Source organism: Aquibium sp. A9E412, assembly GCF_030398335.1.
Lineage (GTDB): Bacteria > Pseudomonadota > Alphaproteobacteria > Rhizobiales > Rhizobiaceae > A9E412.
In genome coordinates this window covers 1-25,578 of record NZ_JAOAOP010000054.1, presented here as the reverse complement: position 1 = coordinate 25,578, position 25,578 = coordinate 1, and the positions used below count along the sequence as shown (strand labels likewise).

Below are 25,578 nucleotides of genomic sequence, written 5' to 3'. Positions count from 1 at the left end.
TCCCGTCCGCGCTGCCCCTCATCCGCCCCTTCGGGGCACCTTCTCCCCGCCTGCGGGGAGAAGGGGTGCGGCCGGACCGTGCGAAGGGAAAAGGGCGGGCGGGTCAGCCGATCGACTGGCCGGTCTTGGCCCAGTCGGCGAGGAAGGCGTCGAGGCCCTTGTCGGTCAGCGGGTGCTTGAACAGGGCGCGCAGCACCGCCGGCGGCACCGTCGCCACGTCGGCGCCGATCAGCGCGGCCTGCTTGACGTGACCGACGGTGCGCAGCGAGGCGGCGAGGATCTCGGTGGCGAAGCCGTAATTGTCGTAGATGGTGCGGATCTCGGAGATCAGCTCCATGCCCTCGAGGCCGATGTCGTCGAGCCGGCCGACGAAGGGCGAGATGAAGGTGGCGCCCGCCTTGGCGGCGAGCAGCGCCTGGTTGGCCGAGAAGCACAGCGTGACGTTGACCGCCCGGCCGCCGTCGGTGAGCGCGCGACAGGCCTTCAGCCCGTCGAAGGTGAGCGGCACCTTGATGCAGATGTTGTCGGCGATCTCCGACAGAACCGCCGCCTCGCGCATCATGCCGTCATAGTCCGTCGCGGTCACCTCGGCCGACACCGGGCCGTCGACCAGGCCGCAGATCTCGGCGGTGACCTCCTTGATGTCGCGCCCCGCCTTCATGATCAGCGAGGGATTGGTGGTGACGCCGTCGACCAGGCCGGTGGCGCCGAGCTCCCGGATCTCGTTGACGTCTGCGGTGTCGACGAAGAACTTCATCGCAGTCTCCATGGGTGGGTGCGGCTGCCGCGCAAGCGCAAATCGGCCTTTGCCATAACGGAAGAAGTGGGCAAGGTCACGTCCCGATGAGACAAGATTCGCCCATGCCGGGCGCCGTGCCGGTGGTCGTGCCGATGCCCGCCGAACGGCCCTACAGCTATCGCGTGCCGGACGGCATGCGCGTGGTGCCGGGCGCCGTCGTGCGGGTGCCGCTCGGCCCGCGCGAGGTGGCGGGCATCGTGTGGGACGGGCCCGCCGAGGCGCTGGCGCCGGAGCGGCTGCGGCCGATCTCGGCGGTGTTCGACTGCCCGCCGGTCGACGCGCCGATGCGCCGCTTCATCGACTGGGTGGCCGACTACACGCTGTCGCCGCCGGGCATGGTGGCGCGCATGGTGCTGCGCGCGCCGGGCGCCTTCGAGCCCGAGCCGCCGGCCGAGGGCATCGTGGCGACCGGGGCGCGGCCGCAGCGCATGACGGCGGCGCGCGAGCGCGTGCTGGCGCTCGCCGGCGACGGGCTCGCCTGGACGCGCTCGGGCCTGGCGCACGCGGCCGGCGTGTCGCTCGGCGTCGTCGACGGGCTGCGCACGCAGGGCGTCTTCGAGACGGTGAGGCTGCCGCCGCGGCCGGTGGTGGCGCCGCCCGATCCGGCGCACGCGCCGGCCTCGCTCAACGCCGAGCAGCGCGCGGCGGCCGATGCGGTCAGTGCACGCGTCGCCGAGGACGCCTTCTCGGTGACGCTGATCGACGGCGTCACCGGCTCGGGCAAGACCGAGGTCTATTTCGAGGCGATCGCCGCTGCGCTGGCCGCCGGCCGCCAGGTGCTGATCCTGGTGCCGGAGATCGCGCTCACCCAGGTGTTCCTGGAGCGCTTCGAGGCGCGCTTCGGCGCCCGTCCGGCCGAGTGGCACTCCGACCTGCCGCCGCGCACGCGCGAGCGCGTCTGGCGCCAGCTCGCCGAGGGCACGGTGCGGGTCGTCGCCGGGGCGCGTTCGGCGCTGTTCCTGCCGTTCGCGGCACTCGGCCTGATCGTCGTCGACGAGGAGCACGACCCGGCCTACAAGCAGGAGGACCGCGTCTTCTACAACGCCCGCGACATGGCGGTGGTGCGCGGCCGGATCGGCGGCTTTCCCGTGCTGCTCGCCTCGGCGACGCCGTCGATCGAAAGCCGCGTCAACGCCGAGCGCGGCCGCTACCGCCGCGTCGTGCTGCCGGCGCGCTTCGCCGCCGCGACGCTGCCGGAGATCGCCGCCGTCGACCTGCGCAAGGCGCCGCCGGCGCGCGGCGGCTTCCTGTCGCCGGTGCTGCTCGAGGCGGTGGGCGAGACGCTGCAGCGCGGCGAGCAGGCGCTGCTGTTCCTCAACCGGCGCGGCTATGCGCCGCTCACGCTGTGCCGGGTGTGCGGCCACCGCTTCCAGTGCCCCAACTGCGCGAGCTGGCTGGTCGAGCACCGCTTTCGCGGCCAGCTCGTCTGCCACCATTGCGGCCATGCCGAGGCGCGCCCGGAAGCCTGCCCGGAATGCGGCACGCTCGATCATCTGGTCGCCTGCGGCCCCGGCATCGAGCGCATCGCCGAGGAGGTCGACCGGCACTTCCCCGACGCGCGCACCATCGTGCTGTCGTCCGACATGCTGGGCGGCGTGCGCCGGCTGCGCCTCGAGCTGGAGGCGATCGCCAAGGGCGAGGTGGACATCGTCATCGGCACGCAACTCGTCGCCAAGGGGCACAACTTCCCGGCGATGACGCTGGTCGGCGTCGTCGATGCCGATCTCGGGCTGGCCAATGGCGACCTGCGCGCGGCCGAGCGCACCTTCCAGCTCCTCAGCCAGGTGACCGGCCGGGCCGGCCGCTCGGGCCATGCCAGCCGCGGCCTGTTGCAGACCTACCAGCCCGAGCATCCGGTGATGCGGGCGCTGGTCTCCGGCGACGCCGAGCGCTTCTATGCGCAGGAGATCGCCGAGCGCGAACGCAGCGCCATGCCGCCCTTCGGTCGGCTCGCCGCCATCATCGTGTCGGCCAACGCGCGCGCCGAGGCCGAGGCGCAGGCGCGCGCCCTGCGCCGCGCGGCGCCGGCGGCCGACGCCATCGCCGTGCTCGGCCCGGCCGAGGCGCCGCTGGCGCTGATCGCCGGGCGCCACCGCTTCCGCCTGCTGGTGCATGCCAGCCGGCGCGCCGACATCCAGGCCTTCCTGCGCGCCATGCTGGCGGCGGCGCCGAAACCACGCGGCTCGGTGCGCGTTCATGTCGATATCGACCCGCAGGGCTTCCTGTGACAGATTGAGGCGGGATGGCGAGAGAAGGGGACAAGGGCATGCGCGGCAGGCTGGCGGGCGCGATCGCCCTGGCGGTTCTTCTGGGCGGCGGCGCACGGGCGTCGGCCGAGGCGCACCCGGTGATCGGCGAGATCGTCTGGTACCAGACCGGCGCCTACTGCACCTTCCAGCGGGCCGAGCAGGCGTTCACCTACGACGACCCGGAGACCTGGCGCTTCCTGTTCATCACCGAGCTGGTGCAGGAGGGCGGCATCACCGTCGAGCGCGGCTACATGCGCCTCGACGGCGTGCTGCGCGAGATGGAGTTCCTCGGCCGCGACAGCACCGACTATGGCGAGATCCGCCGCTACCGCACCTTCGGTCCGCTGCCGGTGACGGTGACCATCGACATGACGAGCGGCGAGAGCGGCCCGGAAGACACGCCCTATTTCGGCAAGATCGTCGCCGAGCGTGCCGGCCTCGAGACGGAGGTGGCCTTCAAGGGCGATTGCGGTGTATGAGCGCCCGCGCGATGCGCGGCCGCGGGGCGCCGCGCGGCGAGGAGGACGCGAGCGCCCATGCAGTTCACCTTTCCATGGCCGTACAGCCCGGGCGAGTGGTTCGCCTTCTGCGCCGCGGCGCTGACGGTCGCGATCGGCCTGGCGCTGGTCGGCCTGGCGCTCGCCGCCGCGCGCCGGGCGGGGCCGGGCATGGCGGCCGCGCTGCCGGGCGGCCTCCTGGCCGGTCTCGGCGTGGTGCCGGTCCTGTTCGCCCAGCCGCTGCTCTATCTGGCGCTCGCCGCGGCGTGGCTTGCCGCCGCGCTGGCCGAGGCGGCCACCGCGCTGGCTGCCGGCGGCGGCACCGGCGGGCGCTGGCTGCGGGTTCTGGCGGCGCTCGTTCTGGGTCTCGTGCCGGGCGCCTACGCGGTCGGCCTGCTGGGCTGACGAGGGCCGCCGCGGCGGCGCGCCGGATGCGACAAAACCGCGCCATGACGCCGGCCCGCCGCCGTGTTGCGAGTCCGTGACGCCTGTGCTAGACGGCTTTCGACTTTCGGCCGGGGGATGCGGCCCGTATCTCCTTGAAACGAATTTAATTCAACCAGGTCAGAGATTTAGCAAGAGTCTCGTGCTCCCGCTACGATCTCGCGGCCCGCAGCAAGCGAGAGCGAACCGTCCGTGGCACAGACTGGCACGATGATTTCGGGGGTGGCTGCCCGCTATGCGAGCTCGCTGTTCGAGCTCGCCGAGGAAGACGGCGTGATTGCCGAGGTCGAGGCGGATCTCGGCCGTTTCGAGGCCATGATCGAGGCCAGCGAGGACCTGCGGCGGCTGATCGAGAGCCCGGTGTTCTCCTCCGTCGAGCAGTTCGATGCCATCGGCGCGGTGCTCGACAAGGCCGGCATTCGCGGTCTGGTGGGCAATTTCCTGCGCGTCGTCGCGCATAACCGGCGCCTGTTCGCGGTGCCGTCGATGATCCGCGCCTTCCGGCAGATCGCCGCCGCCCATCGCGGCGAGGTGAGCGCCGAAGTGACCGCCGCGCACGAGCTGACGGCCGCGCAGGAGAAGGAGCTGGCCGCCGCGCTCAAGGCGATCGCCGGCAAGGACGTCAACGTGAAGCTGACGGTCGATCCCGCCATTCTCGGCGGCCTGGTCGTCCAGATGGGCTCGCGCCAGATCGACACGTCGCTCAAGACGAAACTCAATTCGCTCAAGCTTGCACTGAAAGAGGTCGGCTGATGGATATCCGCGCGGCGGAAATCTCCGCAATTCTGAAGGACCAGATCAAGAATTTCGGCAAGGAAGCCGAAGTCTCCGAGGTTGGTCAGGTTCTGTCCGTCGGCGACGGCATCGCCCGTGTCTACGGCCTCGACAACGTGCAGGCCGGCGAGATGGTCGAGTTCCCCGGCGGCATCCGCGGCATGGCGCTCAACCTCGAGGTCGACAATGTCGGCGTCGTCATCTTCGGCGCCGACCGTGACATCAAGGAAGGCGACACCGTCAAGCGGACCGGCGACATCGTCGACGTGCCGGTCGGCCCCGAGCTGCTCGGCCGCGTGGTCGACGGCCTCGGCAACCCGATCGACGGCAAGGGCCCGATCAACGCCAAGGAGCGCCGCCGCGTCGACGTCAAGGCGCCCGGCATCATCCCGCGCAAGTCGGTGCACGAGCCGATGTCGACCGGCCTCAAGGCGATCGACGCGCTGATCCCGATCGGCCGCGGCCAGCGTGAGCTGATCATCGGCGACCGCCAGACCGGCAAGACCGCCATCGTCCTCGACACCTTCCTCAACCAGAAGCCGCTCAACGATGGCGACGACGAGAGCCAGAAGCTCTACTGCGTCTACGTCGCGGTCGGCCAGAAGCGCTCGACCGTCGCCCAGTTCGTCAAGGTGCTGGAGGAGCGCGGCGCGCTCGACTACTCGATCGTCGTCGCCGCCACCGCCTCCGACCCGGCGCCGATGCAGTTCCTGGCGCCGTTCGCCGGCTGCGCCATGGGCGAGTATTTCCGCGACAACGGCAAGCACGCGGTGATCGGCTACGACGACCTGTCGAAGCAGGCCGTCGCCTACCGCCAGATGTCGCTCCTGCTGCGCCGTCCGCCCGGCCGCGAGGCCTATCCGGGCGACGTGTTCTATCTGCACTCGCGGCTGCTCGAGCGTGCGGCCAAGATGAACGACGACAACGGCTCCGGCTCGCTGACGGCGCTGCCGATCATCGAGACGCAGGCCAACGACGTGTCGGCCTACATCCCGACCAACGTGATCTCGATCACCGACGGCCAGATCTTCCTGGAGACCAACCTGTTCTTCCAGGGCGTGCGGCCGGCCGTCAATGTCGGCCTGTCGGTCAGCCGCGTCGGCTCGTCGGCGCAGATCAAGGCGATGAAGCAGGTCGCCGGCTCGATCAAGGGCGAGCTCGCGCAGTACCGCGAGATGGCGGCCTTCGCGCAGTTCGGCTCCGACCTCGACGCCGCCACGCAGCGCCTGCTCAACCGCGGCGCGCGCCTGACGGAGCTGCTCAAGCAGCCGCAGTTCTCGCCGCTCAAGACCGAGGAGCAGGTGGCGGTGATCTTCGCCGGCACGCAGGGCTATCTCGACAAGCTGGCGCTCGCCGACGTGACGCGCTTCGAGCAGGGCCTGCTCGCGCACATGCGCTCCGACGGCAAGGCCGTGCTCGATGCGATCCGCACCGAGAAGGCGCTGTCGGACGAACTGCGCGAGAAGCTCAAGGGCGAGATCGACAAGTTCGCCAAGACCTTCGCCTGAGGCTGACGCCGGATGCCGTCTCTCAAGGATCTCCGCAACCGCATCGCCTCCGTCAAGGCGACGCAGAAGATCACCAAGGCGATGCAGATGGTCGCCGCGGCGAAGCTGCGCCGTGCCCAGGAGGCCGCGGAAGCCGCGCGGCCCTATTCGGAGCGCATGGCGACGGTGCTCGCCAACATCGCCGGCGCCGTGCAGGGCAGCGACGCGCCGGCGCTGATGACCGGCACCGGCAAGGACGACACCTACCTGATGGTGGTGTGCACGGCCGAGCGCGGCCTGTGCGGCGGCTTCAACGCGCAGATCGCGCGGCTGGCCCGCGAGCACATCCGCAAGCTCGTCGCCGAGGGCAAGACCGTCAAGATCATCTGCGTCGGCAAGAAGGGCTATGACATCCTGCGGCGCGACTTCCAGTCGATGATCATCGACCGGGTCGACCTGCGTGAGGTCAAGCAGATCCGCTTCACCGACGCCGACGCGATCGCCAGGAAGGTGATCGGCCTGTTCGAGGCGGGCGAGTTCGACGTCTGCCGGCTGTTCTACTCCAACTTCAAGTCGGTGATCAGCCAGGTGCCGACCGCGCAGCAGATCATCCCCGCGGCGGCCGAGGCCGGCGAGGCGGAGGAGGCCGCCGCGGCGGCGCAGGGCGGCGCGATCTACGACTACGAGCCCGACGCCGGCGCCATCCTGGAGGACCTGATCCCGCGCAACATCGCGGTGCAGATCTTCCGCGCGCTGCTGGAGAACGCGGCCGGCGAGATGGGTGCCAAGATGACGGCCATGGACAACGCGACGCGCAACGCCGGCGAGATGATCGACAAGCTGTCGATCACCTACAACCGCCAGCGCCAGGCGCAGATCACCAAGGAACTGATCGAGATCATTTCGGGCGCCGAAGCGCTCTAAACGGACCTAAAGAGGTTGAACAGAATGGCCAAGGAAGCGACCACGAAGAAGACGGCCTCGAGCGCCCGGGGCTCGAGCGCCAAGAAGGGCACGGCCGCCAAGTCTTCGGCCGCGTCGTCCGCCACGCTCGCCAGCGGCCCGAAGGGCCGCATCCGCCAGGTCATCGGCGCCGTCGTCGACGTGGCGTTCGACGATCACCTGCCGGCGATCATGAACGCGCTCGAGACCGACAACCACGGCAACCGCCTGGTGCTCGAGGTGGCGCAGCACCTCGGCGAGAACACCGTTCGCTGCATCGCCATGGACGGCACCGAGGGTCTGGTGCGCGGCCAGGAGGTGGTCGACAGCGGCGCGCCGATCTCGGTGCCCGTCGGCCCGCAGATGCTCGGCCGCATCATCAACGTGATCGGCGAGCCGATCGACGAGTCCGGCCCGGTCGAGGGCGAGGAGATGCGGCCGATCCACGCCCCGGCGCCCGAGTACATCGAGCAGTCGACCGAGGCGGAGATCCTGGTCACCGGCATCAAGGTGCTCGACCTCCTGGCGCCCTACGCCAAGGGCGGCAAGATCGGCCTGTTCGGCGGCGCCGGCGTCGGCAAGACGGTGCTGATCCAGGAGCTGATCAACAACGTCGCCAAGGCGCATGGCGGCTACTCGGTGTTCGCCGGCGTCGGCGAGCGCACCCGCGAGGGCAACGACCTCTATCACGAGTTCATCGAGTCGGGCGTCAACAAGAAGGGCGGCGGCGAGGGCTCCAAGGCGGCGCTGGTCTACGGCCAGATGAACGAGCCGCCCGGCGCGCGTGCGCGCGTCGGCCTGACCGGCCTGACGGTGGCGGAGTACTTCCGCGACCAGGGTCAGGACGTGCTGTTCTTCGTCGACAACATCTTCCGCTTCACGCAGGCGGGCTCCGAGGTGTCGGCGCTGCTCGGCCGCATTCCCTCGGCGGTGGGCTATCAGCCGACGCTGGCCACCGACATGGGCGCGCTGCAGGAGCGCATTACCACGACGACGACCGGCTCGATCACCTCGGTGCAGGCGATCTACGTGCCGGCCGACGACCTGACCGACCCGGCGCCGGCGACCTCCTTCGCCCACCTCGACGCGACGACGGTGCTCAACCGCGCCATCTCGGAGAAGGGCATCTACCCGGCGGTCGATCCGCTCGACTCCACCTCGCGCATGCTCGACCCGATGATCGTCGGCGAGGAGCACTACAACGTGGCGCGCGACGTGCAGCAGACGCTGCAGCGCTACAAGTCGCTGCAGGACATCATCGCCATCCTGGGCATGGACGAGCTGTCGGAGGAGGACAAGCTAACGGTGGCGCGGGCGCGCAAGATCGAGCGCTTCCTGTCGCAGCCCTTCTTCGTGGCCGAGGTGTTCACCGGCTCGCCCGGCAAGCTGGTCGACCTGGAAGACACCATCAAGGGCTTCAAGGGCCTCGTCGCCGGCGAGTACGACCACCTTCCCGAGGCTGCCTTCTACATGGTCGGCACCATCGAGGATGCGGTCGAGAAGGCGCAGAAGCTGGCCGCCGAAGCCGCCTAACCAAGCCTTGACGGCCGGCGCGGCGCACGACGCCGCCCGGCCGAACCACGCGAACGCGAGCAGCCATGCCTGACAGCTTCAAATTCGAACTGGTGTCGCCGGAGCGCCTTCTGGTGTCGGAGGACGTGTCGAGCGTCGTCGTGCCGGGCACCGAGGGCGACATGACGGTGATGGCGCAGCACGCGCCGACCATGACCAGCATCAAGCCCGGCGTCGTGACGGTGAACGCGGCCGGCGGCGGCGCGGAGCGCTACGTCGTGTTCGGCGGCTTCGCCGACATCCAGCCGGAAAGCTGCACCCTGCTCGCCGAATCGGCGATGCGGGTCGACGACATCGACCGCGACGACCTGACGCGCCGCATCCAGGAGGCGCGCGAGGACGTGTCGGATGCCGGCGACGACGACAGCCGCACCAAGGCGGAAGACTACCTGGCGCAGCTCACCACGCTGGAAAAGGCGATCCTGCCGGCCTGAACGGCCGGCGCCCGACGACGAAGGCGGGCCGGCGGTCCGCCTTTTTTCGTTGCCGGCACCGAACAAAACCGGTGCGGCGCCGTTGAGGGCGCAGAACGCAGAACCGACGGAGAGCCCGCCATGTCCCGCATCCTCGCCTGCGCGCTGAGCGCGCTTCTCGTGTCGACGGCCGGCGCGGCCGCGCAGTCTACCGAGGGCCGGACCGCCTCGGCCAACATGATCAACACCGATGAGGTGTCGGTCGGCACCGTGACCTTCAACGAGACCCGGTCGGGCATGCTGCACGTCATCGTCGAGATGACCGACCTGCCGGCCGGCCCGCACGGCTTCCACGTGCACGAGACCGGCACCTGCGATCCCGCCGACGGCTTCAAGTCCGCCGGCGGCCACTATGCCGCCGGCAAGGATCACGGCATCGCCAGCGAGAGCGGCCCGCATCCGGGCGACTTCCCGAACGTGCAGGTGGCGGCGAACGGCGTGCTGGTGGCGGAGTTCTTCACCGACCGGCTGTCGATCGCCGACGGCGACAACCCGCTCAACGACGCGGACGGCTCGGCGGTCGTCGTGCATTCCGGGCAGGACGACTACACCAGCCAGCCCTCGGGCGAGGCCGGCGAGCGCATCGCCTGCGGCATCGTCGAGTAGCCGCCGGTGCGCTTGGCGGCGATCGTCGGCCTGCTGGTCGCGCTGGCAGCCGCCGTGGCGCCCGCGGCGGCCGAGCCGGAGGCGGTGGCGACCGGGCGGGCGCTGACCGAGGCCTTCTGGCAGGGCCGGACCGGCAGGCTGTGGGCGCGCATGAACGCGCCGATGCGCGAGGCGCTGGGCAGCGAGCAGGCCTTCGGCAGCTTCCGCGACGGTGCGGCGGCGGAGCTCGGCGCCGAGGAGGCGGTTCTGTCGGAACGTGCGACGGAGGAGGCCGGGCTCGCCATCTACCGGCGCACCAGCCGGTTCTCCGGCGTCGCGCGGCCGGTCGAGACGCAGTGGGCGCTCGACGGCGAGGGCCGGATCGCCGGCTTCTTCATCCGGCCGGTGCAGAGCGCGGCGCCGTCGCGCTTTCTCGACTACCGGACGAAGGCCGATCTCAGGCTGCCCTTCGCGGGACGCTGGTTCGTCTACTGGGGCGGCCGCACGGTGGCGGACAACTACCATGCGGTCGACCGGGCGCAGCGCTTCGCCTACGACTTCCTGGTCATGCGCGAGGGCCGCAGCCATGACGGCGACGGCGATGCGCTCGCCGACTACCATTGCTGGGGCCGGCCGATCCTGGCGCCGGCGGCCGGGCGCGTGGTGGCGGCCGTCGACCGCTTCCCCGACAATCCGCCGGGCGCGATGGACCCGGCCAATCCGGCCGGCAACCACGTCGTGCTCGATCTCGGGGCGGGCGAATACGCCTTCCTCGCCCATCTGCGTACCGGCAGCGTGGCGGTGCGCCAGGGCGAGCGCGTCGCGGCGGGCGCCATGATCGGCCGCTGCGGCAACAGCGGCAACAGCTCCGAGCCGCATCTGCACCTGCACCTGCAGACGACGGACGACCTTGCCGCGGGCGAGGGGCTGCCGGCCGTCTTCAACGACTATGTGGCCGACGGCGAGGCGGTGGAAAGCGGCGCTCCGATACGCGGCGAGACCGTCTCGCCCGGTCGGGCGACCCCGCCGGACCGGTAGCACGGCTGGCTCCGCCGCCCGCGCGCCGGTTTTCGGCGCACGCCCGCCCTCACATGCCGTCTGAGGCCTCGGCCGCGACGAGATGGCGGAACTCGGCGACCACCTGGCGGTAGACGTCGCGCTTGAACGGCACGATCAGCTCGGGCAGCGCCGCCATCGGCTTCCAGGCCCAGGCATCGAACTCCGGCGCGTGGCCGCCCGGCGGCGGGTCGACGCGCACCTCGCTGTCGGCGCCCTCGAAGCGGAAGGCGAACCATTTCTGCTTCTGGCCGCGATAGCGCCCCTTGAGTGCGATGCCGACCAGCGCGGCCGGCAGGTCGTAGCTCAGCCAGCCGGGCGTCTCGGCGAGCAGCGACACGCTCTCGATGCCGGTCTCCTCGTAGAGCTCGCGGCGGGCGGCGGCGAGCGGGTCCTCGCCGTCGTCGATGCCGCCCTGCGGCATCTGCCACAGGCGCTCGCTGCCGGCCATCTCGGTGTCGGTGGCGGCGATGCGCCGGCCGGCCCATACCAGCCCCGCCCGGTTGAGCACCATGGCGCCGACGCAGCGCCGGTAGGGCAGGCTGTCGGCTGCAACCGTCGTCATCGTCTAGCGGCTCCTTTCGGGATCGTGCGCCACGGCCGAGATCGGCACCAGCTCGATGCCGCGCTTGCGCGCCTCGCGCGCCCAGCTCGCCACCGCGTCGACCGTGACGTCGAAGGCCGAGCCGGTGCCGACGGCGAAGCCCTGCGCCCGGGCGATGCGCTCGAGCTCGTCGAGCCGGTCGAGGATGGCGCCGCGCTCGCGTGCGCCGTCGATCACCAGGTCGCCTGCGGCGAACGGCACGCCGTTGCTGAGCGCCGTCTCCTCGGCCACGCTGCGCGCCGCCGTGCCGTCGTCGAGGAACATCAGCCCGCGCCGTCCGAGCTCGGCCATCATGCCGTCCATCGCCCCGGCATCGGCGACGAAGCGGCCGCCCATGTAGTTCATCACGCCGGTGTAGTTGGTGATGCGCGACAGCGTCCAGCGCAGCTCGCCGAGCGTCTCGCCGGCCGGCGCGCCGACCGTCAGCGTGTTGCGGCCGGGGTTGACGTTGGGATAGTCGAACGGCTCCAGCGGCACCTGCATGACGATCTCGTGGCCCCCCTGGCGGGCCGTGCGCATCCAGCGGTCGAGGCTGTTGCCCTGCGGCGCGAAGGCCAGCGTGATCTCGCCCGGCAGCGTCTCGATGGCGCGCTGGGTGCCGGTCTGCGACAGGCCGAGGCCGCCGATCACCACCGCGACGCGGGCGCCGCGGGCGCCCGACCACGGCCGGGCATAGGCGTCGAAGGGGCGGCGGCCGTCGGCGCCGCGCACCGGCAGCGGGCCGCTTTCCGATTCCTCGATCAGCGCCCGGTCTGGCAGGTGCGCGACCCGCGGATCGCTGCCGAGCGTGGCCGGATCGCGCAATACCACGACGCTGTCGGCGCTGCCGGCGGCGGCCGGATCGACGCGGATGATCGCCGGATCGGGGGCGCCGGCCGCGGCATCGGCCTGCGTGGCATCGGCCTGCGCGGCGGCGGCCCGCCGGGGCGCCTCGACAGCGCCGTCGTCGGCCGCCTCGGCGGTGCGCGGCGTCGACACGGCGACCGGCGCGGCATCGCGGAACGGCCGCTCGCGCAGCGCCACGGCGGCGGAGGTGGCGAACAGCGCCAGCGCTACGGCGCCGAGCAGCACGTCGCGCCCGCGCCGCGGACCGCGCGTGCGCCGGCCGCCGGACGGCTGGCCGAGCGGGCGGTCGATCTGCTTGGGCGGCAGGCTCATGGTCGGGCGAGGGGCGGGAGGGAGCCGGTGAGCGGCGTTGCGGGGCGGCCGGCGCGCGGCCGCAGCGGCGGGCGGGCCATCTCCGGCCCGCCCATGCCGCCTACTGGTCCTGCTTCATCAGCGCCTGGTCGGGGCTCGGCGGGAAGGCCGGATCGGTCTTCACGCCGCGCAGCAGGTCGAGCGCGTAGGTAAGCTGCGCGTCGTCCTTCGGGTCCGGCGGCACGTAGGCGACGGAGCCCGAGCCCTCGTCGCTCTCCTCCTCGCCGCGGATGTGGCCGCGCAGCTCCGACTCGCCGCGCGTCACGTCGCGCCCGGCCAGCTCCTCCGGCAGCGGCTGCTCGACCCGGATGTCGGGCGTGATGCCCTTGCCCTGGATCGACTTGCCGGCCGGCGTGTAATAGAGCGCCGTCGTCAGCCGCAGCGCGCCGTTCTCGCCGAGCGGGATGATCGTCTGCACCGAGCCCTTGCCGAAGGAGCGCGTGCCGAGCACGGTCGCCCGACGGTGGTCCTGCAGCGCGCCGGCGACGATCTCGGATGCGCTCGCCGAGCCGCCGTTGACCAGCACGACCACAGGCGCACCGCCGACCAGGTCGCCGGCGCGGGCGTCGAAGCGCGCCACGTCCTCGGCGTCGCGGCCGCGGGTCGAGACGATCTCGCCGCGCTCGAGGAAGGCGTCCGACACGTTGATCGCCTGGTCGAGCAGGCCGCCCGGATTGAGGCGCAGGTCGAGCACGTAGCCCTTGAGCTCGTCCTCGGGCACCTCGGTGCGGATCGTGTCGATCGCGTCCTTCAGGTCGTCGAAGGTCTTCTCGGTGAAGGAGGTGATCTTCAGATAGCCGACATCCTCCTCGACGCGGTACTTGACCGCCTTCACCTTGATGATGTCGCGGACGATCTTGATGCTGAGCGGCTCGGCCACGTTCTCGCGCACGATCGTCAGCTCGATCGGCGTGTTGACCAGGCCGCGCATGCGGTCGACCGCCTCGTTGAGCGTCAGGCCGCGCACCTCCTCGCCGTCGATCTCGACGATCAGGTCGCCCGGCAGCACGCCGGCGCGGGCGGCGGGCGTGTCGTCGATCGGCGTGATCACCTTGACGAGCTCGTCCTCCATCGTGACCTCGATGCCGAGGCCGCCGAACTCGCCCTTGGTCTGCACCCGCATGTCCTTGGCGGCATCGGGATTGAGATAGGACGAGTGCGGGTCGAGCGCCGACAGCATGCCGTTGATGGCGCTCTCGACGAGCTCCTTCTCCTCGGGCGGCGTCACGTACTGCGCACGAACGCGCTCGAAGATGTCGCCGAAGATGGCGAGCTGCCGGTAGGTCTCCGTGCCGGCCGCGTTGGCCGCCGAGCCGTTCGTCCCGTAGACGGCGCTCATGGCGGTCGCGCCCAGCAGCGCTCCGGCAAACAGTAGCGACACCTTACGTATCATTGCCTGTCCTTCCAGAAAGTCTTTCCGCCCACCAGGGAGACGGATCGACGGGTTTCCCGTCCTTGCGGAACTCGACATAGAGCTCCGGCTCGGCTTGGCCATCCCCGAACGAGGCGATGCTTGCCAGCCTCGTCTCGCCCATCGCTCCGACCGGCTCGCCCGCCAGCACCGACTGGCCCAGCGAAACGGTGATTCTGTCCATCCCCGCCAACACGACATGATAGCCGTCGCCGGCATTGAGGATCAATAGCTGACCGTAGGAGCGGAACGGCCCCGCATAGAGCACCGTGCCGTCCGCGGGTGCCGTGACGATTGCGCCCGATTGTGTTCTTACAATGTCGCCCATCACCGTGCCGCCGTCGGGGCTCTCGGCGCCGAAGCGCGGTCCGAAGCGGCCGGCGACCGGCAGCGCCATCTGGCCGCGGCGGGCGGAAAACGGCACGGCGGCCGGCAGCCGGTTGTCCTCCGGCACCGGCCGGCTGGCGAGCTCCGCCTCGCGCCTGCGGCGCGCCTCCTCGGCCTCGCGCAGGCTGGCGATCTCGCTTTCCAGCGTGCCGATCAGCTCCTGCAGGTTGGTCGCCTGGGCGGCCAGCAGCTCGGCGCGGGCGCGCTCCTCGGCGAGCGCGGCCTCGCGCGTCGCCTGCAGCTTGCGCCGCTCTTCCAGGAGCAGGGTGAGGCGCTGCTTCTCGGCCTGCTGGTCGGCGATGCGCGCCTTCAGCCGGTCGCGCTCGGCCTCGATCGAGGCGACCACGCGGGCCAGCTCGCGCAGGTCGGCGAGCAGGATCTCGGTCTCGGCGCGCAGCTCGGGCACCACGGCGCCGAGCAGGATGGCGCTGCGCACCGAGGCGAGCGCGTCCTCCGGGCGCACCAGGATCGCCGGCGGCGGGTCGAGGCCCATGCGCTGCAGCGCCGCCAGAACCTCGATCAGCACGCCGCGGCGGGCCTTGAGCGACAGGCGGATCGCCTCCTCCTGGTCCTTCAGCCCGGTCATGCGCCGGCCGATGGCGTCGATGTCCTCCGACAGCTTGCGCTCGGTCTTGGCCGCCTGGATCATCGCCGCCGTCAGCGCCGCGTTGTCCTTGCGCATGGCGTCGATCTCGGCGGCGAGCGCCTCGTGCCGCTCCTGCGACAGCTCGATGGTGCGCGACAGCCGCTCGTATTCGCGCCGGCGCTCGGCCTCGCGCGCGGCCAGCGCGTCGATCTCGGCCGCGGTCGGCTCCTGCGCGGCGAGCGGCGCGATGCCGGACAGCGCCAGCGCGGCCGCCAGCATGGCGGCCAGCAGGGTCCGGACGGTCTGTCGTCGCATCGCGCTTGCCACTCCCGGCGCAGTCCTCTCGGTCGACGGCCGCAAGCATAGGGCCGGCTTCGTTAAGGAAAAATCAACCATGCGCCGCGCCCCGCCGCATGCGGACCGTGTCACGCGAACGTGACCGCATTGCGGTGGCCGCGGCCGCTCACTCCCGGTGGTAGGGGTGGCCGGCGAGGATGGTCGCGGCGCGGTAGAGCTGCTCGGCCAGCATCACGCGCACGAGCTGGTGCGGCCAGGTCTGGGCGCCGAAGGACAGCACCGTGTGGGCGCGCTGGCGCAGCGCGCCGTCATGGCCATCGGGGCCGCCGATGGCGATCGCGACATCGCGCCGGCCGGCGTCGCGCAGCTCGGCCAGCATGCTGGCGAAGGCTTCGGACGACAGGTTGCGGCCGCGCTCGTCGAGCAGGATCAGCGGCGCGTCGGCGGCCATGGCGGCGAGCCGGGCCGCCTCGTCGCGCCGGCGCTCGGCTGCCGAGCGGGCGCGGCTTTCGGCAAGCTCGCCGACGCCGCCGAATTCGAGGCCGACCTGCGGTCCGACCCGGGCGAGGCGGCCGAGATAGCGCTCGGCCAGCTCCCTCTCGGGGCCGGCCTTGAGCCGGCCCACGGCGCACAGCGCCACGCGCATCTCTGCCTCGCGTCTCGGGCGGGCGAGGACGGTTCAGTGAACCGTCTCGTCCTCCAGGTCGGGCGCCTGCCACATCTTCTCGATGTTGTAGAAGGCACGCACCTCGGGGCGGAAAATGTGGACGATGACGTCGCCCGCGTCGATCAGCACCCAGTCGGCGCCCGACAGACCCTCGACGCGCGCGGTGCCGAGACCGGCGTCCTTGAGCGCGCGCATCAGGTGGTCGGCGACCGCCGCCACGTGGCGGTGCGAGCGGCCCGAGGCGATGACCATCGCGTCGGCGAGGCTCGACTTGCCCTGGATGTCGATGGAGACGATGTCTTCCGCCTTGGAGTCTTCGAGACTGGCGAGGACCGTCGTGATGGCACGGGACACGGCGTCCATTCCGTTCGTCCCGGCCGGCGAAGGCATGATGTCGGCCTTCTTCCGCAGTGCTGTTCTCAGTGTCTTTCCCTTCTGACAAGAACAACCAAATCGCCCGGCGCATGCCCGACGATGACCAATAGATAGGCAGAGATGGTTGGCGGTTTCAAGACAGGAACGGGCCGCGCTCCTGGTCCGGGCCCGTACTGTCCTCGCTGAGCGGCGGTGCCGCCTGTTCGGGCGGCGGCGGCCCGTCGAGCGCGGCCTCGGCGAGCGTCAGCGCCTCCGCCTCCTCGCCGGTGAAGGCGAGCTCGGCCGGCGGCGGCGCCTGCGCCGGCAGCGGCGTGAACTCGCCGGTCTCCTCCGGCGCGGCCGGCTCGCTGCGCCGCACGCGCCAGGCGACGAAGGCGCAGAAGACGACCGCGATGACGACGGCGACGTGCATGAAGGCCTGGGTGCCCACGGCGGCGGTCAGCAGCGTCGTGCCGCCGGGGATCAGGAAGCCCGACAGCGACCAGGCGAACAGCATGGTGCTCGACAGCGCGACGAGGTCGCCCTTGCCGGCGCGGTCGTTGGCGTGCGCGCTGGAGATCGCGTAGATCGATTCCGTGGCGCCGCTCCACAGCATGTAGACGGCCAGCAGCAGCAGCAGCGCGCCGCCGTCGACGCGGGCCGCCAGCAGCGCGCCGGCGATCACCATCAGCGAGGCGGCGATCAGCACGTAGCGGCGGTCGGTGCGGTCGGAGATCCAGCCGGCGGGAAGCTGCACCAGGATGGTGCCGAGCGGCATGGCGAACATCAGAAGCGCCACGTCGTTCTTCGACAGGCCGGTGGCGGTGGCGTGGATCGGCGCGAAGCCGGCCACCATCATCGACATGCCGCCGACGGCGAGCATGCCGGCAAGGCCGACGGGCGAGATGCGCCAGGCGAGGCCGAGCGCGATCGAGGCGGTCTCCGGCGGCGGCGGCGGCCTCAGCCTGGTCATGCCGACGGGGATGATCGACAGCGCCGCGAAGGCGATGCCGATGATCGGCGCGGCCGGCGTGTCGATGTCGATGAAGCGCAGCATGAACGAGCCGACGCCGACGCCGACGACGTAGGTGACGTAGAAGATCGCCGTCACGCGGCCGCGGATGGTGTTGTCGACGACGTCGTTGAGCCAGCTCTGGGTGACGATGAACAGGCCGCTGATGGCGAGGCCGTAGAGCGCGCGCGAGGCGATCCACAGCGCCGGGTAGGCGCCGATGCTGATCGTCGCGTTGGACAGGATGATGATCGCCGAGAAGGTCATGAAGACGCGGGCGTGGCCGACGCGGCGCACCATCGCGCCGGTCAGGAAGCAGCCGGCCATGCCGCCGGCGGAAAGCCCGGTGAGGATGGCGCCGGCCCAGGTCGGCGCGAAGCCCTCGGCGGCGAGCCGCACCGGGATGAAGGCGAACAGGAGCCCGTTGCCGATGGCCACCAGGCCGACCGAGACGATGACGCTGGCAACGGCGCGCGCCGGCGGCGGCAGCTCGTCGCCGCCATAGGCCTGCAGGGCCGGATCGTCGGGCTGCGTCATCGCGTTCATGGCTGCGATGTTTCGCCCGCGGCGGCCCGTCGTGCCGCGACAAATGCGACTTGCGCGGGCCGGATTCAGACGGCGCTCGCGCGCCGCGTGCGGCTCAGCGTCCGGCCGCCTCGGCGTCGCGGATGGCGGTCGACGACAGCGAGGAGCGCGGCCCGTGGATGAAGGTCCAGGCCGGCGGCTTCATGCGCGCCAGGCGCGGCGCGTCCTCCTCATCGACGCGGGCGCGGTCGAACGCCTTGGCCATGCGCGCCGACAGGTAGGACAGCGTGTCGCCGGGCCGGTCGATCACCGCGATCGGCATGGTCATGGCGATCTCGCGCCAGCGCTCCCAGCGGTGGAAGCTCTTGAGGCTGTCGGCGCCCATGATCCAGACGAAGTTGACACCGACGTTGCGCGCCCGCACCAGGGCCAGCGTGTCGGCGGTGTAGCGCACGTTGTGGCCGGCCTCGAAGGCGGTGATCTTGACGCGCGGGTCGGCGATGCAGCGCTGCGACAGGGCGATGCGGCGGGCGAGCGGCTTGAGCTCGGTGCGGCTCTTGAGCGGGTTGCCGGGGGTGACCATCCACCAGAGCTGGTCGAGCGCCAGGCGGCGCAAGGCGATCTCGGCGACCAGCGCATGGCCGGCATGCGGCGGGTTGAACGAGCCGCCGAACAGGCCGACCGCCATGCCGCGCTCGACCTGCGGCATGCGCAGAAAGCGCGCCGGCACGTCCTCGGCGCTGGGAGCCGGCGCCACGCTCAAGGCCGGGTCTGGCCCGACCCGCGAACCCGGTACTTGAAGGAGGTGAGCTGCTCGACGCCGACCGGCCCGCGCGCATGCATCTTGCCGGTGGCGATGCCGATCTCCGCGCCCATGCCGAACTCGCCGCCGTCGGCGAACTGGGTCGAGGCGTTGTGCAGCAGGACCGCCGAATCGATCTCGGCGAAGAAGCGCTCGACGGCCGCCGCGTCCTCGGCGACGATCGCCTCGGTGTGGTGCGAGGAATGCCGCTCGATGTGCTCGATCGCCTCGTCGACGCCGTCGACCAGCCGCACCGCGATGATCGCGTCGAGATACTCCGTCGTCCAGTCGGCGTCGCTGGCCGGCGTGGCGGCGGGAAAGGCGGCGACCACCTCGGGCGTGCCGCGGATGGCGCAGCCGGCGGCCGCCAGCGCCTCGAGCACGGGCACGAGATGGCTCGCCGCTGCGGCGCGGTCGACGAGCAGCGTCTCGGCCGCGCCGCAGATGCCGGTGCGCCGCATCTTGGCGTTCACGACGATGTCGCGCGCCATGGCGATTTCGGCCGAGCGGTCGACATAGACGTGGCAGATGCCTTCGAGATGGGCGAAGACCGGGACCCGCGCCTCGGTCTGCACGCGCTCGACCAGGCCGCGCCCGCCGCGCGGCACGATGACGTCGAGATGGCCGTCTAGGCCGGCCAGCATGGCGCCGACGGCGGCGCGGTCGGTGGTCGGCACGCGCTGGATCGCCGTTTCCGGCAGGCCGGCGGCCTTGAGCCCGGCGACGAGGCAGGCGTGGATGGCGGCGGAGGAGCGGGCGGAGTCGGAGCCGCCGCGCAGGATCGTCGCGTTGCCCACCTTGAGGCACAGCGCGCCGGCATCGGCCGTCACGTTGGGCCGGCTCTCGTAGATCACGCCGATGACGCCGAGCGGCGTGCGCACGCGCTCGATCGCGAGGCCGTTGGGGCGCTGCCAACGGGCGATCACCTGGCCGACCGGGTCGGGCAGTTCGGCGATGGCGCGCACGCCATCGGCGATGGCGCTGACGCGCGCCGCGTCGAGGCGCAGCCGGTCGAGCAGGGCGGCCGACAGGCCGGCGGCGCGGCCGGCCTCCATGTCCTCTTCGTTGGCGGCGAGGATGGCGGCGCAGTCGGCCTCGAGCGCATCGGCCATGGCGCCGAGCGCGGCGTTCTTCTGCGCCGTGTCGGCGATGGCGAGCGGCCGTGCGGCGGCGCGCGCGGCCGCGCCGATCTCGCGCATCAGGCCGGCGACGTCCCGGCCGGTGGCCTCGTGCCGCTGCAGCATCTCTCAGTCCTCCGCGTCCTGACGGGCGTCCGCCGCGTAGCGGGCGGGCCGGTCGATGAGCCGCGACAGCACCAGATCGTCGCGGTGCACCATCGCCGCGCGCGCCTCGTAGCCGAGCGCCTCGGCGATCTCGGCCGTCTTCAGCCCGGCAATCCTTACGGCATCGGGGGCGTCGTAGGCAACCAGGCCGCGCGCCACCTCGCGGCCGTCGGGGCCGGTGATCGACACGGTGTCGCCGCGTGCGAAATGGCCGGTGACCTGGCGCACGCCGGCCGGCAGCAGCGACTTGCCGGCGATCAGCGCGGCGACGGCGCCGGCGTCGACGGCGATGCGGCCGGACGGCTCGAGCTGGCCGGCGATCCACGATTTGTAGCCGCGCACGGGATCGGCGCTCGGTCTGAAGACGGTGGCGCGGGCGCCCGCGGCGACGGCCGACAGCGGGTTGAGCCGCGTGCCGGAGGCGATGATCATCGCGGTGCCGGCGGTGGTGGCGATCTTGCCGGCGTCGAGCTTGGTGCGCATGCCGCCGCGTGCCAGCGTCGTGCCGGCGTCGCCGGCCATCGCCTCGATCTCCGGCGTGATGCGCTCGACGAGGGGGATGAAGCGCGCCGTGGGATCGCGTGCCGGCGGCGCGGTGTAGAGCCCGTCGACGTCGGACAGCAGCACCAGGAGGTCGGCGCCCATCATGGTGGCGACGCGGGCGGCCAGCCGGTCGTTGTCGCCGTAGCGGATCTCGCTGGTCGCCACCGTGTCGTTCTCGTTGATCACCGGCACGGCGCCGAGCTTGAGCAGGGTCGAGATGGTGGCGCGGGCGTTCAGATAGCGGCGCCGCTCCTCCGTGTCGCCGAGCGTCACCAGCACCTGGCCGGAGGTCAGGCCGTGCCGGCCGAGCTCAGCCGCCCAGGCGCCGGCGAGCGCGATCTGGCCGACGGCGGCGGCCGCCTGGCTTTCCTCCAGCCGCAGCGTGCGGCGCTCGAGGCCGAGCACCGTGCGGCCCAGCGCGACGGCGCCGGACGACACGATCAGCATCTCGCTGCCGCCGGCGGCGAGCGCGGCGACGTCGTCGGCCAGCGCGGCGAGCCAGTCGCGGCGCAGCCCGTGCGCCGGGTCGACCAGCAGCGCCGAGCCGATCTTGATGGTGATGCGCCGGTAGGCGCCGAGGGCGAGGTCGCGCATCGCCGCCGCCTCAGGGCTGCCAGCGTTCGGAAGGCGCGGCGGCGGCCGTCTGCTCGGCCGCGCGCGCCGCCTCGACGATGGCGGCGAGCCGGCGCAGCGCCTCGGTGACGCCCTCGCCGGTTGCCGCCGACAGCATGAGCGGCGGCCGGCCGGCGGCCGCGGCGAGCGCGGCGGCCTTCTCGGCGCGCGCTTCCGCGTCGGCCGTGTCGGCCTGGCTGAGAGCGACGATCTCCGGCTTGTCGGCGAGCCCGTGGCCATAGGCGGCGAGCTCGCCGCGCACCATGCGGTAGGCGGCGGCCGGGTCGTCCTCGCGCGCGGAGACCAGGTGCAAGAGCACGCGGGTGCGCTCGACATGGCCGAGGAAGCGGTCGCCGATGCCGGCGCCCTGGTGAGCGCCCTCGATCAGCCCGGGGATGTCGGCGACGACGATCTCGCGCTGGTCGATGCGCGCCACGCCGAGGCCGGGCGTCAGCGTGGTGAAGGGATAGTCGGCGATCTTCGGCCGGGCGGCGCTGACGGCGGCCAGGAAGGTCGACTTGCCGGCGTTGGGCAGGCCGACGAGGCCGGCGTCGGCGATCAGCTTGAGGCGCAGCCAGATGGTGCGTTCCTGGCCGGGCAGGCCGGGATTGGCGCGCCGCGGCGCGCGGTTGGTCGACGACTTGAAGTGCTGGTTGCCGAAGCCGCCATTGCCGCCGGCGGCGAGCCGGAAGCGCTGGCCGACCTCGGTCAGGTCGCAGATCAGCGTCTCGTTGTCCTCCTCGAAGACCTGCGTGCCGACCGGCACCTTGAGCAGCGCGTCGGCGCCGCCGGCGCCGGTGCGGTTGCGGCCCATGCCGTGGCCGCCGGTCTTGGCCTTGAAGTGCTGCTGGTAGCGGTAGTCGATCAGCGTGTTGAGGCCGTCGACGGCCTCCACCCAGACGTCGCCGCCGCGGCCGCCGTCGCCGCCGTCGGGGCCGCCGAACTCGATGTATTTCTCGCGGCGGAACGACACGCTGCCGGCGCCGCCGTCGCCGGAGCGCACATACACCTTGGCCTGGTCGAGAAATTTCATGAGTCTGTCAGCAATCTGGTCTACGGGGCCGGACGCCTGCTCTAGCGCATGCTCGGCGCCGGGGCGAGGGGGCGAATCGGAGATTGGCAGAAGGACGCGCCGACACCATGAAGATCGTGACCTACAACATCCAGTACGGCATCGGGCTCGACGGCGCCTACGACATCGCGCGCATCGCCGATGCAGTGCGCGGCGCCGACGTGATCGCGCTGCAGGAGGTGACGCGCAACAGCCCGTCCAACGAAGGTCGCGACCTGGTGGCCGAGCTGCGGGCCCTGCTGCCCGACTACTTCGCCGCCTTCGGCGCGCCGTTCGGCGCCGACATGGGCTCGCGGCTGGTCGACGGGCGGGCCGTCGACACGCGCTTCGAGTTCGGCAACATGATCCTGTCGAAGACGCCGCCGATTTCGGTGCGCAACCACCTGCTGCCCAGGCGGCGCAGCGTCGACAAGCTCAACCTGCAGCGCGGCGCGCTGGAGGCGATGATCGCCACGCCGTTCGGCCCGGTGCGCTTTTACTCGGTGCATCTCGACCACATGAGCGCCGACGAGCGCATCGCGCAGCTCGCCTTCCTGATGGCGCGCGTCAACGGCTACGCGCAGGAGGGCGGCGCGCTGACCGGCGTCGTCGAGATGGGCTTTCCCGAGCCGCCGCATCCCGACAGCTTCGTGCTTCTCGGCGACTTCAACATGCTGCCCGACTCGGCCGAATACACCGCGCTCGCCGGCCGGCCGGAGGGCGACAACGGCGTGGCGCTGCGCACCACGCTGCCGGTCGACGCCGCGCGCCGGCTGTGCGGCGCGGCGGCGGAGGACGGCGCGCTGACCACCTGGGTCGATCCCGAGCGGCCGGACGACGCGAGCCGCCACAAGCGCATCGACTACGGCTTCGTCAGCGCCGACCTGGTGGCGCGGCTGCAGGGCGTGCGCGTCGACCGCGCCGCCGCCGGCTCGGACCACCTGCCGCTGTGGCTCGAGCTCGGCTGACGGGTGGCGCGCGGCCGGCCGGCGGTCCACCTCACATGCCCCAGCTGCGCAGGCTGACCCAGGTGCTGCGGTCGAGCTGATAGCGCTCGACGGGCACCTGGCCGGCGGCGAGCGACGTCATCATGCCCTGGCCGGCATACTGGAAGCCGCACTTGTGGATGACCCGGCGCGAGGCGGAGTTGACCACCCGGCAGGCGGCGTGCAGCCGGTCGACCGTGGTGGCGCGGAAGGCGAGGTCGACCAGCGCGTGGGCCGCCTCGGTGGCATAGCCGTAGCCCCAGTAGGGCTGGCCGATCCAGTAGCCGAGCTCCAGCCCCTGCTCGCGCGGCTCGAGGCCCGCCGCGCCGATGAAGGCGCCGCTGCCGGCGATCGTCAGCGCGTAGACGCAGCCACCCGCGCGCCGCCGCCGGGCGCGCGCCACGAAGGCCGCCGCGTCGTCGCGGCCGTAGGGATGCGGCAGCCGGCCGAGCATCTCGGCGATGCGGCGGTTGTCGGCGAGCTCGGCCAGCTCGTCGACGTCGTCGTCGTGCGGCAGGCGCAGCACCAGGCGCTCGGTCACCAGGACCGGGCAGTCGATCCGCGCGCCCGCGCAGGTCTCGTCTTCGCTTTCGGCAACCATGGGCTCGTCCTCCAGAGCAAGAAAAAAAGGGGAGATGGCGACCCATCTCCCCTTCGCTTGGTCCTGGACTGCCCGGACACCGGCCCCGAGATGGGTCGCCGGTGTTGGGTGAAGCGGAACCGGCTACTCCGCTGCCTGCATGGCCGGGATCACCGACACGTAGGTTCGTCCGTTGGCCTTCTTGGCGAAGGACACGGCACCCTCCTCGAGGGCGAACAGCGTGTGGTCCTTGCCCATGCCGACATTGCTGCCGGGGTGCCACTTGGTGCCGCGCTGGCGCACGATGATGTTGCCGGCGAGCACCCGCTCGCCGCCGAACTTCTTCACGCCGAGACGCTTGGATTCGGAATCGCGGCCGTTGCGCGACGAACCGCCAGCTTTCTTGTGGGCCATGCTCTGCTCCTTCGCGCCGGTGACGGCGCCTGTCGTGGTGTTATCTGGACGCCGCGGCGCCCGCTGTCAATTCATCCGTCGCTCAGTGCTGCCATCCGCCGACAGCGCACCGCGTCCCGGTCAGCCGGCCAGCGCCTTGGCCTGCTCGCGCCAGTCGGCGATCTGCTCGGCGCTGAACGGCATGGCGTCGTCGATGCGCGCCACGTCGGCGTCGCTCAGGCCGGCGATCTGGGCGAAGGTGGTGATGCCCTGCTCGCCGAGCTGGCGCGCGGCCACCGGGCCGATGCCCTTGATCTTGGTCAGGTCGTCGCCGGCCCCCTCGGGCGCGGTGAACAGCGGCGCGGCGGCGGCTTCGCCGGCCTCCGCCTTGGCCGGCTCGGCCTTGCCCGGCTTGGCCTCGGCCTCCGCCTTCTTCGGCGCCGGCTTGGGCGCCTTCTTCGACGGCTTGGCGCCGCCGGTCAGGATCTCGGAGATGCGCACCGTGGTGAGAAGCTGGCGATGGCCGCGCTTGCGGCGCGAGTTCTGCCGGCGCCGCTTCTTGAAGGCGATGACCTTGGGGCCGCGATTCTGCTCGACCACCTCGGCGGCGACGCTGGCGCCGTCGACGAAGGGCGCGCCGATCGTCACGTCGGCGCCCTCGCCGAGCGCCAGGACGTGCGGAAACTGGATGATCTCGCCGGGCTCGCCGGCCAGGCGCTCGACCTCGAGGAGATCGTCGGCGACGACGCGGTACTGCTTGCCGCCGGTCTTGATGACTGCGAACATCTTTCTTGCCTTTCGGTGTCCGGTCCGGCCTCCGGCGCAAGCGCCCGGGCCGTCTTCTTGTCAGTCGTTGCGGTTGGTCGCGGGCCTCGGGCCACCGGGCCCAACGCACAAGCGGCGCGGATCTTCTCCACGCCGCAGCCGCGTTCCGATAGCGCAACCCCGCCGCAAGGTCAAGCCGGCGCCGCGCTGGCGGCGCGACCGGGGCGCCGGGCTGGCCGCCGGGCGACGGGCCGGCGGCACGGGCGGGCGTCAGGCCGGCCGCCGGGGCGCGCGCCGGTTAGCCATCAGGTCGCGGACGTCGTCGGCATCCTCGGCGCGGCCGCCGGGGCGCGCTCCGGTTAGCCCCTAGATTGCCCCAGATTGACCCTTGTGTCGCTGCGGCGCAGCCGCTATCTAGTGCGCCGCGCTCCGGCGCCCGGCCACGCCCCGCGGAGAGGTGGCAGAGTGGTTGAATGCACCGCACTCGAAATGCGGCATACTCGCAAGGGTATCGGGGGTTCGAATCCCCCCCTCTCCGCCAAACACCGCCGGGTCCATACCGGGGACATGGTTTACAGCTGATACCGGAGAGATCGTTTACACATTCTCCGGGGCGAATGGGTTGGGCGCCGGTTCGACGCGGCC

26 protein-coding genes and 1 tRNA gene are annotated in these 25,578 nt (G+C 71.7%); 12 read left to right on the top strand and 15 right to left on the bottom strand.

Features of this window, described 5'->3' with window-relative positions:
* Nucleotides 1–103 precede the first annotated feature (103 nt).
* The gene (fsa, locus tag N1F89_RS16145) at nt 104–757 is read right to left on the bottom strand and encodes a fructose-6-phosphate aldolase (RefSeq protein ID WP_290085271.1); all 654 of its coding nucleotides are present in this window, start codon (nt 755–757) and stop codon (nt 104–106) included.
* Between the two features lie 86 nt (nt 758–843).
* Here fsa and N1F89_RS16140 point away from each other — a divergent pair, with 86 nt between their 5' ends.
* The 10 genes from N1F89_RS16140 to N1F89_RS16095 all read left to right on the top strand — a co-directional run bounded on the left by N1F89_RS16140 (nt 844) and on the right by N1F89_RS16095 (nt 10,860).
* Nucleotides 844–3,027 carry a primosomal protein N' gene (locus N1F89_RS16140; protein WP_290085269.1) on the top strand — a complete coding sequence of 728 codons (2,184 nt, stop codon included), beginning with the start codon at nt 844–846 and terminating at the stop codon, nt 3,025–3,027.
* Between the two features lie 38 nt (nt 3,028–3,065).
* A complete protein-coding gene (locus tag N1F89_RS16135; RefSeq protein ID WP_290085268.1) occupies nt 3,066–3,527 on the top strand; it encodes a hypothetical protein in 462 nt (153 codons plus the stop codon).
* 57 nt (nt 3,528–3,584) lie between these two features.
* Complete coding sequence (locus N1F89_RS16130; protein WP_290085266.1) at nt 3,585–3,950, top strand: hypothetical protein; 366 nt, start codon at nt 3,585–3,587, stop codon at nt 3,948–3,950.
* A 231-nt stretch (nt 3,951–4,181) separates the two neighbouring features.
* A complete protein-coding gene (locus tag N1F89_RS16125) occupies nt 4,182–4,742 on the top strand; it encodes a F0F1 ATP synthase subunit delta (RefSeq protein WP_290085265.1) in 561 nt (186 codons plus the stop codon).
* Nucleotides 4,742–6,271 (top strand): F0F1 ATP synthase subunit alpha, encoded by a 1,530-nt coding sequence (gene atpA / locus N1F89_RS16120; protein ID WP_290085263.1) that lies wholly within the window; start codon nt 4,742–4,744, stop codon nt 6,269–6,271. Before N1F89_RS16125 ends, atpA begins: the two co-directional genes overlap by 1 nt.
* 12 nt (nt 6,272–6,283) lie before the next feature.
* Complete coding sequence (locus N1F89_RS16115; protein ID WP_290085262.1) at nt 6,284–7,174, top strand: F0F1 ATP synthase subunit gamma; 891 nt, start codon at nt 6,284–6,286, stop codon at nt 7,172–7,174.
* Between the two features lie 24 nt (nt 7,175–7,198).
* Entirely contained in the window at nt 7,199–8,725 is a 1,527-nt protein-coding gene (gene atpD / locus N1F89_RS16110; protein ID WP_290085260.1) for a F0F1 ATP synthase subunit beta, read from the top strand.
* A gap of 65 nt (nt 8,726–8,790) precedes the next feature.
* Nucleotides 8,791–9,198, top strand: coding sequence for a F0F1 ATP synthase subunit epsilon (locus N1F89_RS16105; RefSeq protein WP_290085259.1), 408 nt, complete (start codon nt 8,791–8,793; stop codon nt 9,196–9,198).
* Between the two features lie 120 nt (nt 9,199–9,318).
* The gene (locus tag N1F89_RS16100) at nt 9,319–9,843 is read left to right on the top strand and encodes a superoxide dismutase family protein (protein ID WP_290085257.1); all 525 of its coding nucleotides are present in this window, start codon (nt 9,319–9,321) and stop codon (nt 9,841–9,843) included.
* A 6-nt stretch (nt 9,844–9,849) separates the two neighbouring features.
* Nucleotides 9,850–10,860: a M23 family metallopeptidase gene (locus tag N1F89_RS16095; protein ID WP_290085256.1), complete on the top strand. Its 1,011-nt coding sequence runs from the start codon at nt 9,850–9,852 to the stop codon at nt 10,858–10,860.
* A gap of 49 nt (nt 10,861–10,909) precedes the next feature.
* Here the strand turns inward: N1F89_RS16095 and N1F89_RS16090 are convergent, their stop codons facing one another.
* The 11 genes from N1F89_RS16090 to obgE form a co-directional block, all read right to left on the bottom strand.
* Complete coding sequence (locus N1F89_RS16090) at nt 10,910–11,443, bottom strand: RNA pyrophosphohydrolase (protein ID WP_290085254.1); 534 nt, start codon at nt 11,441–11,443, stop codon at nt 10,910–10,912.
* Between the two features lie 3 nt (nt 11,444–11,446).
* On the bottom strand, nt 11,447–12,640 hold the full coding sequence (locus tag N1F89_RS16085; protein ID WP_290085253.1) for a divergent polysaccharide deacetylase family protein: 1,194 nt from the start codon (nt 12,638–12,640) through the stop codon (nt 11,447–11,449).
* 100 nt (nt 12,641–12,740) lie between these two features.
* On the bottom strand, nt 12,741–14,072 hold the full coding sequence (locus tag N1F89_RS16080; protein WP_290085252.1) for a S41 family peptidase: 1,332 nt from the start codon (nt 14,070–14,072) through the stop codon (nt 12,741–12,743).
* Nucleotides 14,062–15,378, bottom strand: a complete 1,317-nt coding sequence (locus N1F89_RS16075) for a murein hydrolase activator EnvC (RefSeq protein ID WP_290085251.1) — start codon at nt 15,376–15,378, stop codon at nt 14,062–14,064. Before N1F89_RS16075 ends, N1F89_RS16080 begins: the two co-directional genes overlap by 11 nt.
* Nucleotides 15,379–15,526: 148 nt before the next feature.
* Entirely contained in the window at nt 15,527–16,006 is a 480-nt protein-coding gene (gene rlmH, locus N1F89_RS16070) for a 23S rRNA (pseudouridine(1915)-N(3))-methyltransferase RlmH (protein ID WP_290085250.1), read from the bottom strand.
* A gap of 33 nt (nt 16,007–16,039) precedes the next feature.
* Nucleotides 16,040–16,417, bottom strand: coding sequence for a ribosome silencing factor (rsfS, locus tag N1F89_RS16065; RefSeq protein WP_290085249.1), 378 nt, complete (start codon nt 16,415–16,417; stop codon nt 16,040–16,042).
* Nucleotides 16,418–16,535: 118 nt separating this feature from the next.
* The gene (locus tag N1F89_RS16060; RefSeq protein WP_290085275.1) at nt 16,536–17,930 is read right to left on the bottom strand and encodes an MFS transporter; all 1,395 of its coding nucleotides are present in this window, start codon (nt 17,928–17,930) and stop codon (nt 16,536–16,538) included.
* A gap of 103 nt (nt 17,931–18,033) precedes the next feature.
* Complete coding sequence (locus N1F89_RS16055) at nt 18,034–18,627, bottom strand: nicotinate-nucleotide adenylyltransferase (protein ID WP_290085273.1); 594 nt, start codon at nt 18,625–18,627, stop codon at nt 18,034–18,036.
* Nucleotides 18,628–18,677: 50 nt separating this feature from the next.
* Nucleotides 18,678–19,964, bottom strand: coding sequence for a glutamate-5-semialdehyde dehydrogenase (locus tag N1F89_RS16050; RefSeq protein ID WP_290085248.1), 1,287 nt, complete (start codon nt 19,962–19,964; stop codon nt 18,678–18,680).
* Nucleotides 19,965–19,967: 3 nt separating this feature from the next.
* Complete coding sequence (gene proB, locus N1F89_RS16045; RefSeq protein ID WP_290085247.1) at nt 19,968–21,140, bottom strand: glutamate 5-kinase; 1,173 nt, start codon at nt 21,138–21,140, stop codon at nt 19,968–19,970.
* 10 nt (nt 21,141–21,150) lie between these two features.
* Nucleotides 21,151–22,191 carry a GTPase ObgE gene (gene obgE, locus N1F89_RS16040; protein ID WP_290085246.1) on the bottom strand — a complete coding sequence of 347 codons (1,041 nt, stop codon included), beginning with the start codon at nt 22,189–22,191 and terminating at the stop codon, nt 21,151–21,153.
* A gap of 107 nt (nt 22,192–22,298) precedes the next feature.
* On the opposite strand from obgE, the gene N1F89_RS16035 reads away from it, so the two are divergent.
* Nucleotides 22,299–23,177 (top strand): endonuclease/exonuclease/phosphatase family protein, encoded by an 879-nt coding sequence (locus tag N1F89_RS16035; RefSeq protein WP_290085245.1) that lies wholly within the window; start codon nt 22,299–22,301, stop codon nt 23,175–23,177.
* Nucleotides 23,178–23,208: 31 nt separating this feature from the next.
* Here N1F89_RS16035 and N1F89_RS16030 read toward each other — a convergent pair whose 3' ends face one another.
* The 3 genes from N1F89_RS16030 to N1F89_RS16020 form a co-directional block, all read right to left on the bottom strand.
* Complete coding sequence (locus tag N1F89_RS16030) at nt 23,209–23,796, bottom strand: GNAT family protein (protein ID WP_290085244.1); 588 nt, start codon at nt 23,794–23,796, stop codon at nt 23,209–23,211.
* A 123-nt stretch (nt 23,797–23,919) separates the two neighbouring features.
* Nucleotides 23,920–24,189 carry a 50S ribosomal protein L27 gene (gene rpmA / locus N1F89_RS16025; protein ID WP_290085243.1) on the bottom strand — a complete coding sequence of 90 codons (270 nt, stop codon included), beginning with the start codon at nt 24,187–24,189 and terminating at the stop codon, nt 23,920–23,922.
* Nucleotides 24,190–24,309: 120 nt separating this feature from the next.
* Nucleotides 24,310–24,954 (bottom strand): 50S ribosomal protein L21, encoded by a 645-nt coding sequence (locus N1F89_RS16020; RefSeq protein WP_290085242.1) that lies wholly within the window; start codon nt 24,952–24,954, stop codon nt 24,310–24,312.
* Nucleotides 24,955–25,384: 430 nt separating this feature from the next.
* Between N1F89_RS16020 and N1F89_RS16015 the strand changes: the two genes are divergently transcribed.
* A tRNA-Ser gene (locus N1F89_RS16015) sits at nt 25,385–25,474 on the top strand.
* Nucleotides 25,475–25,578 lie beyond the last annotated feature (104 nt).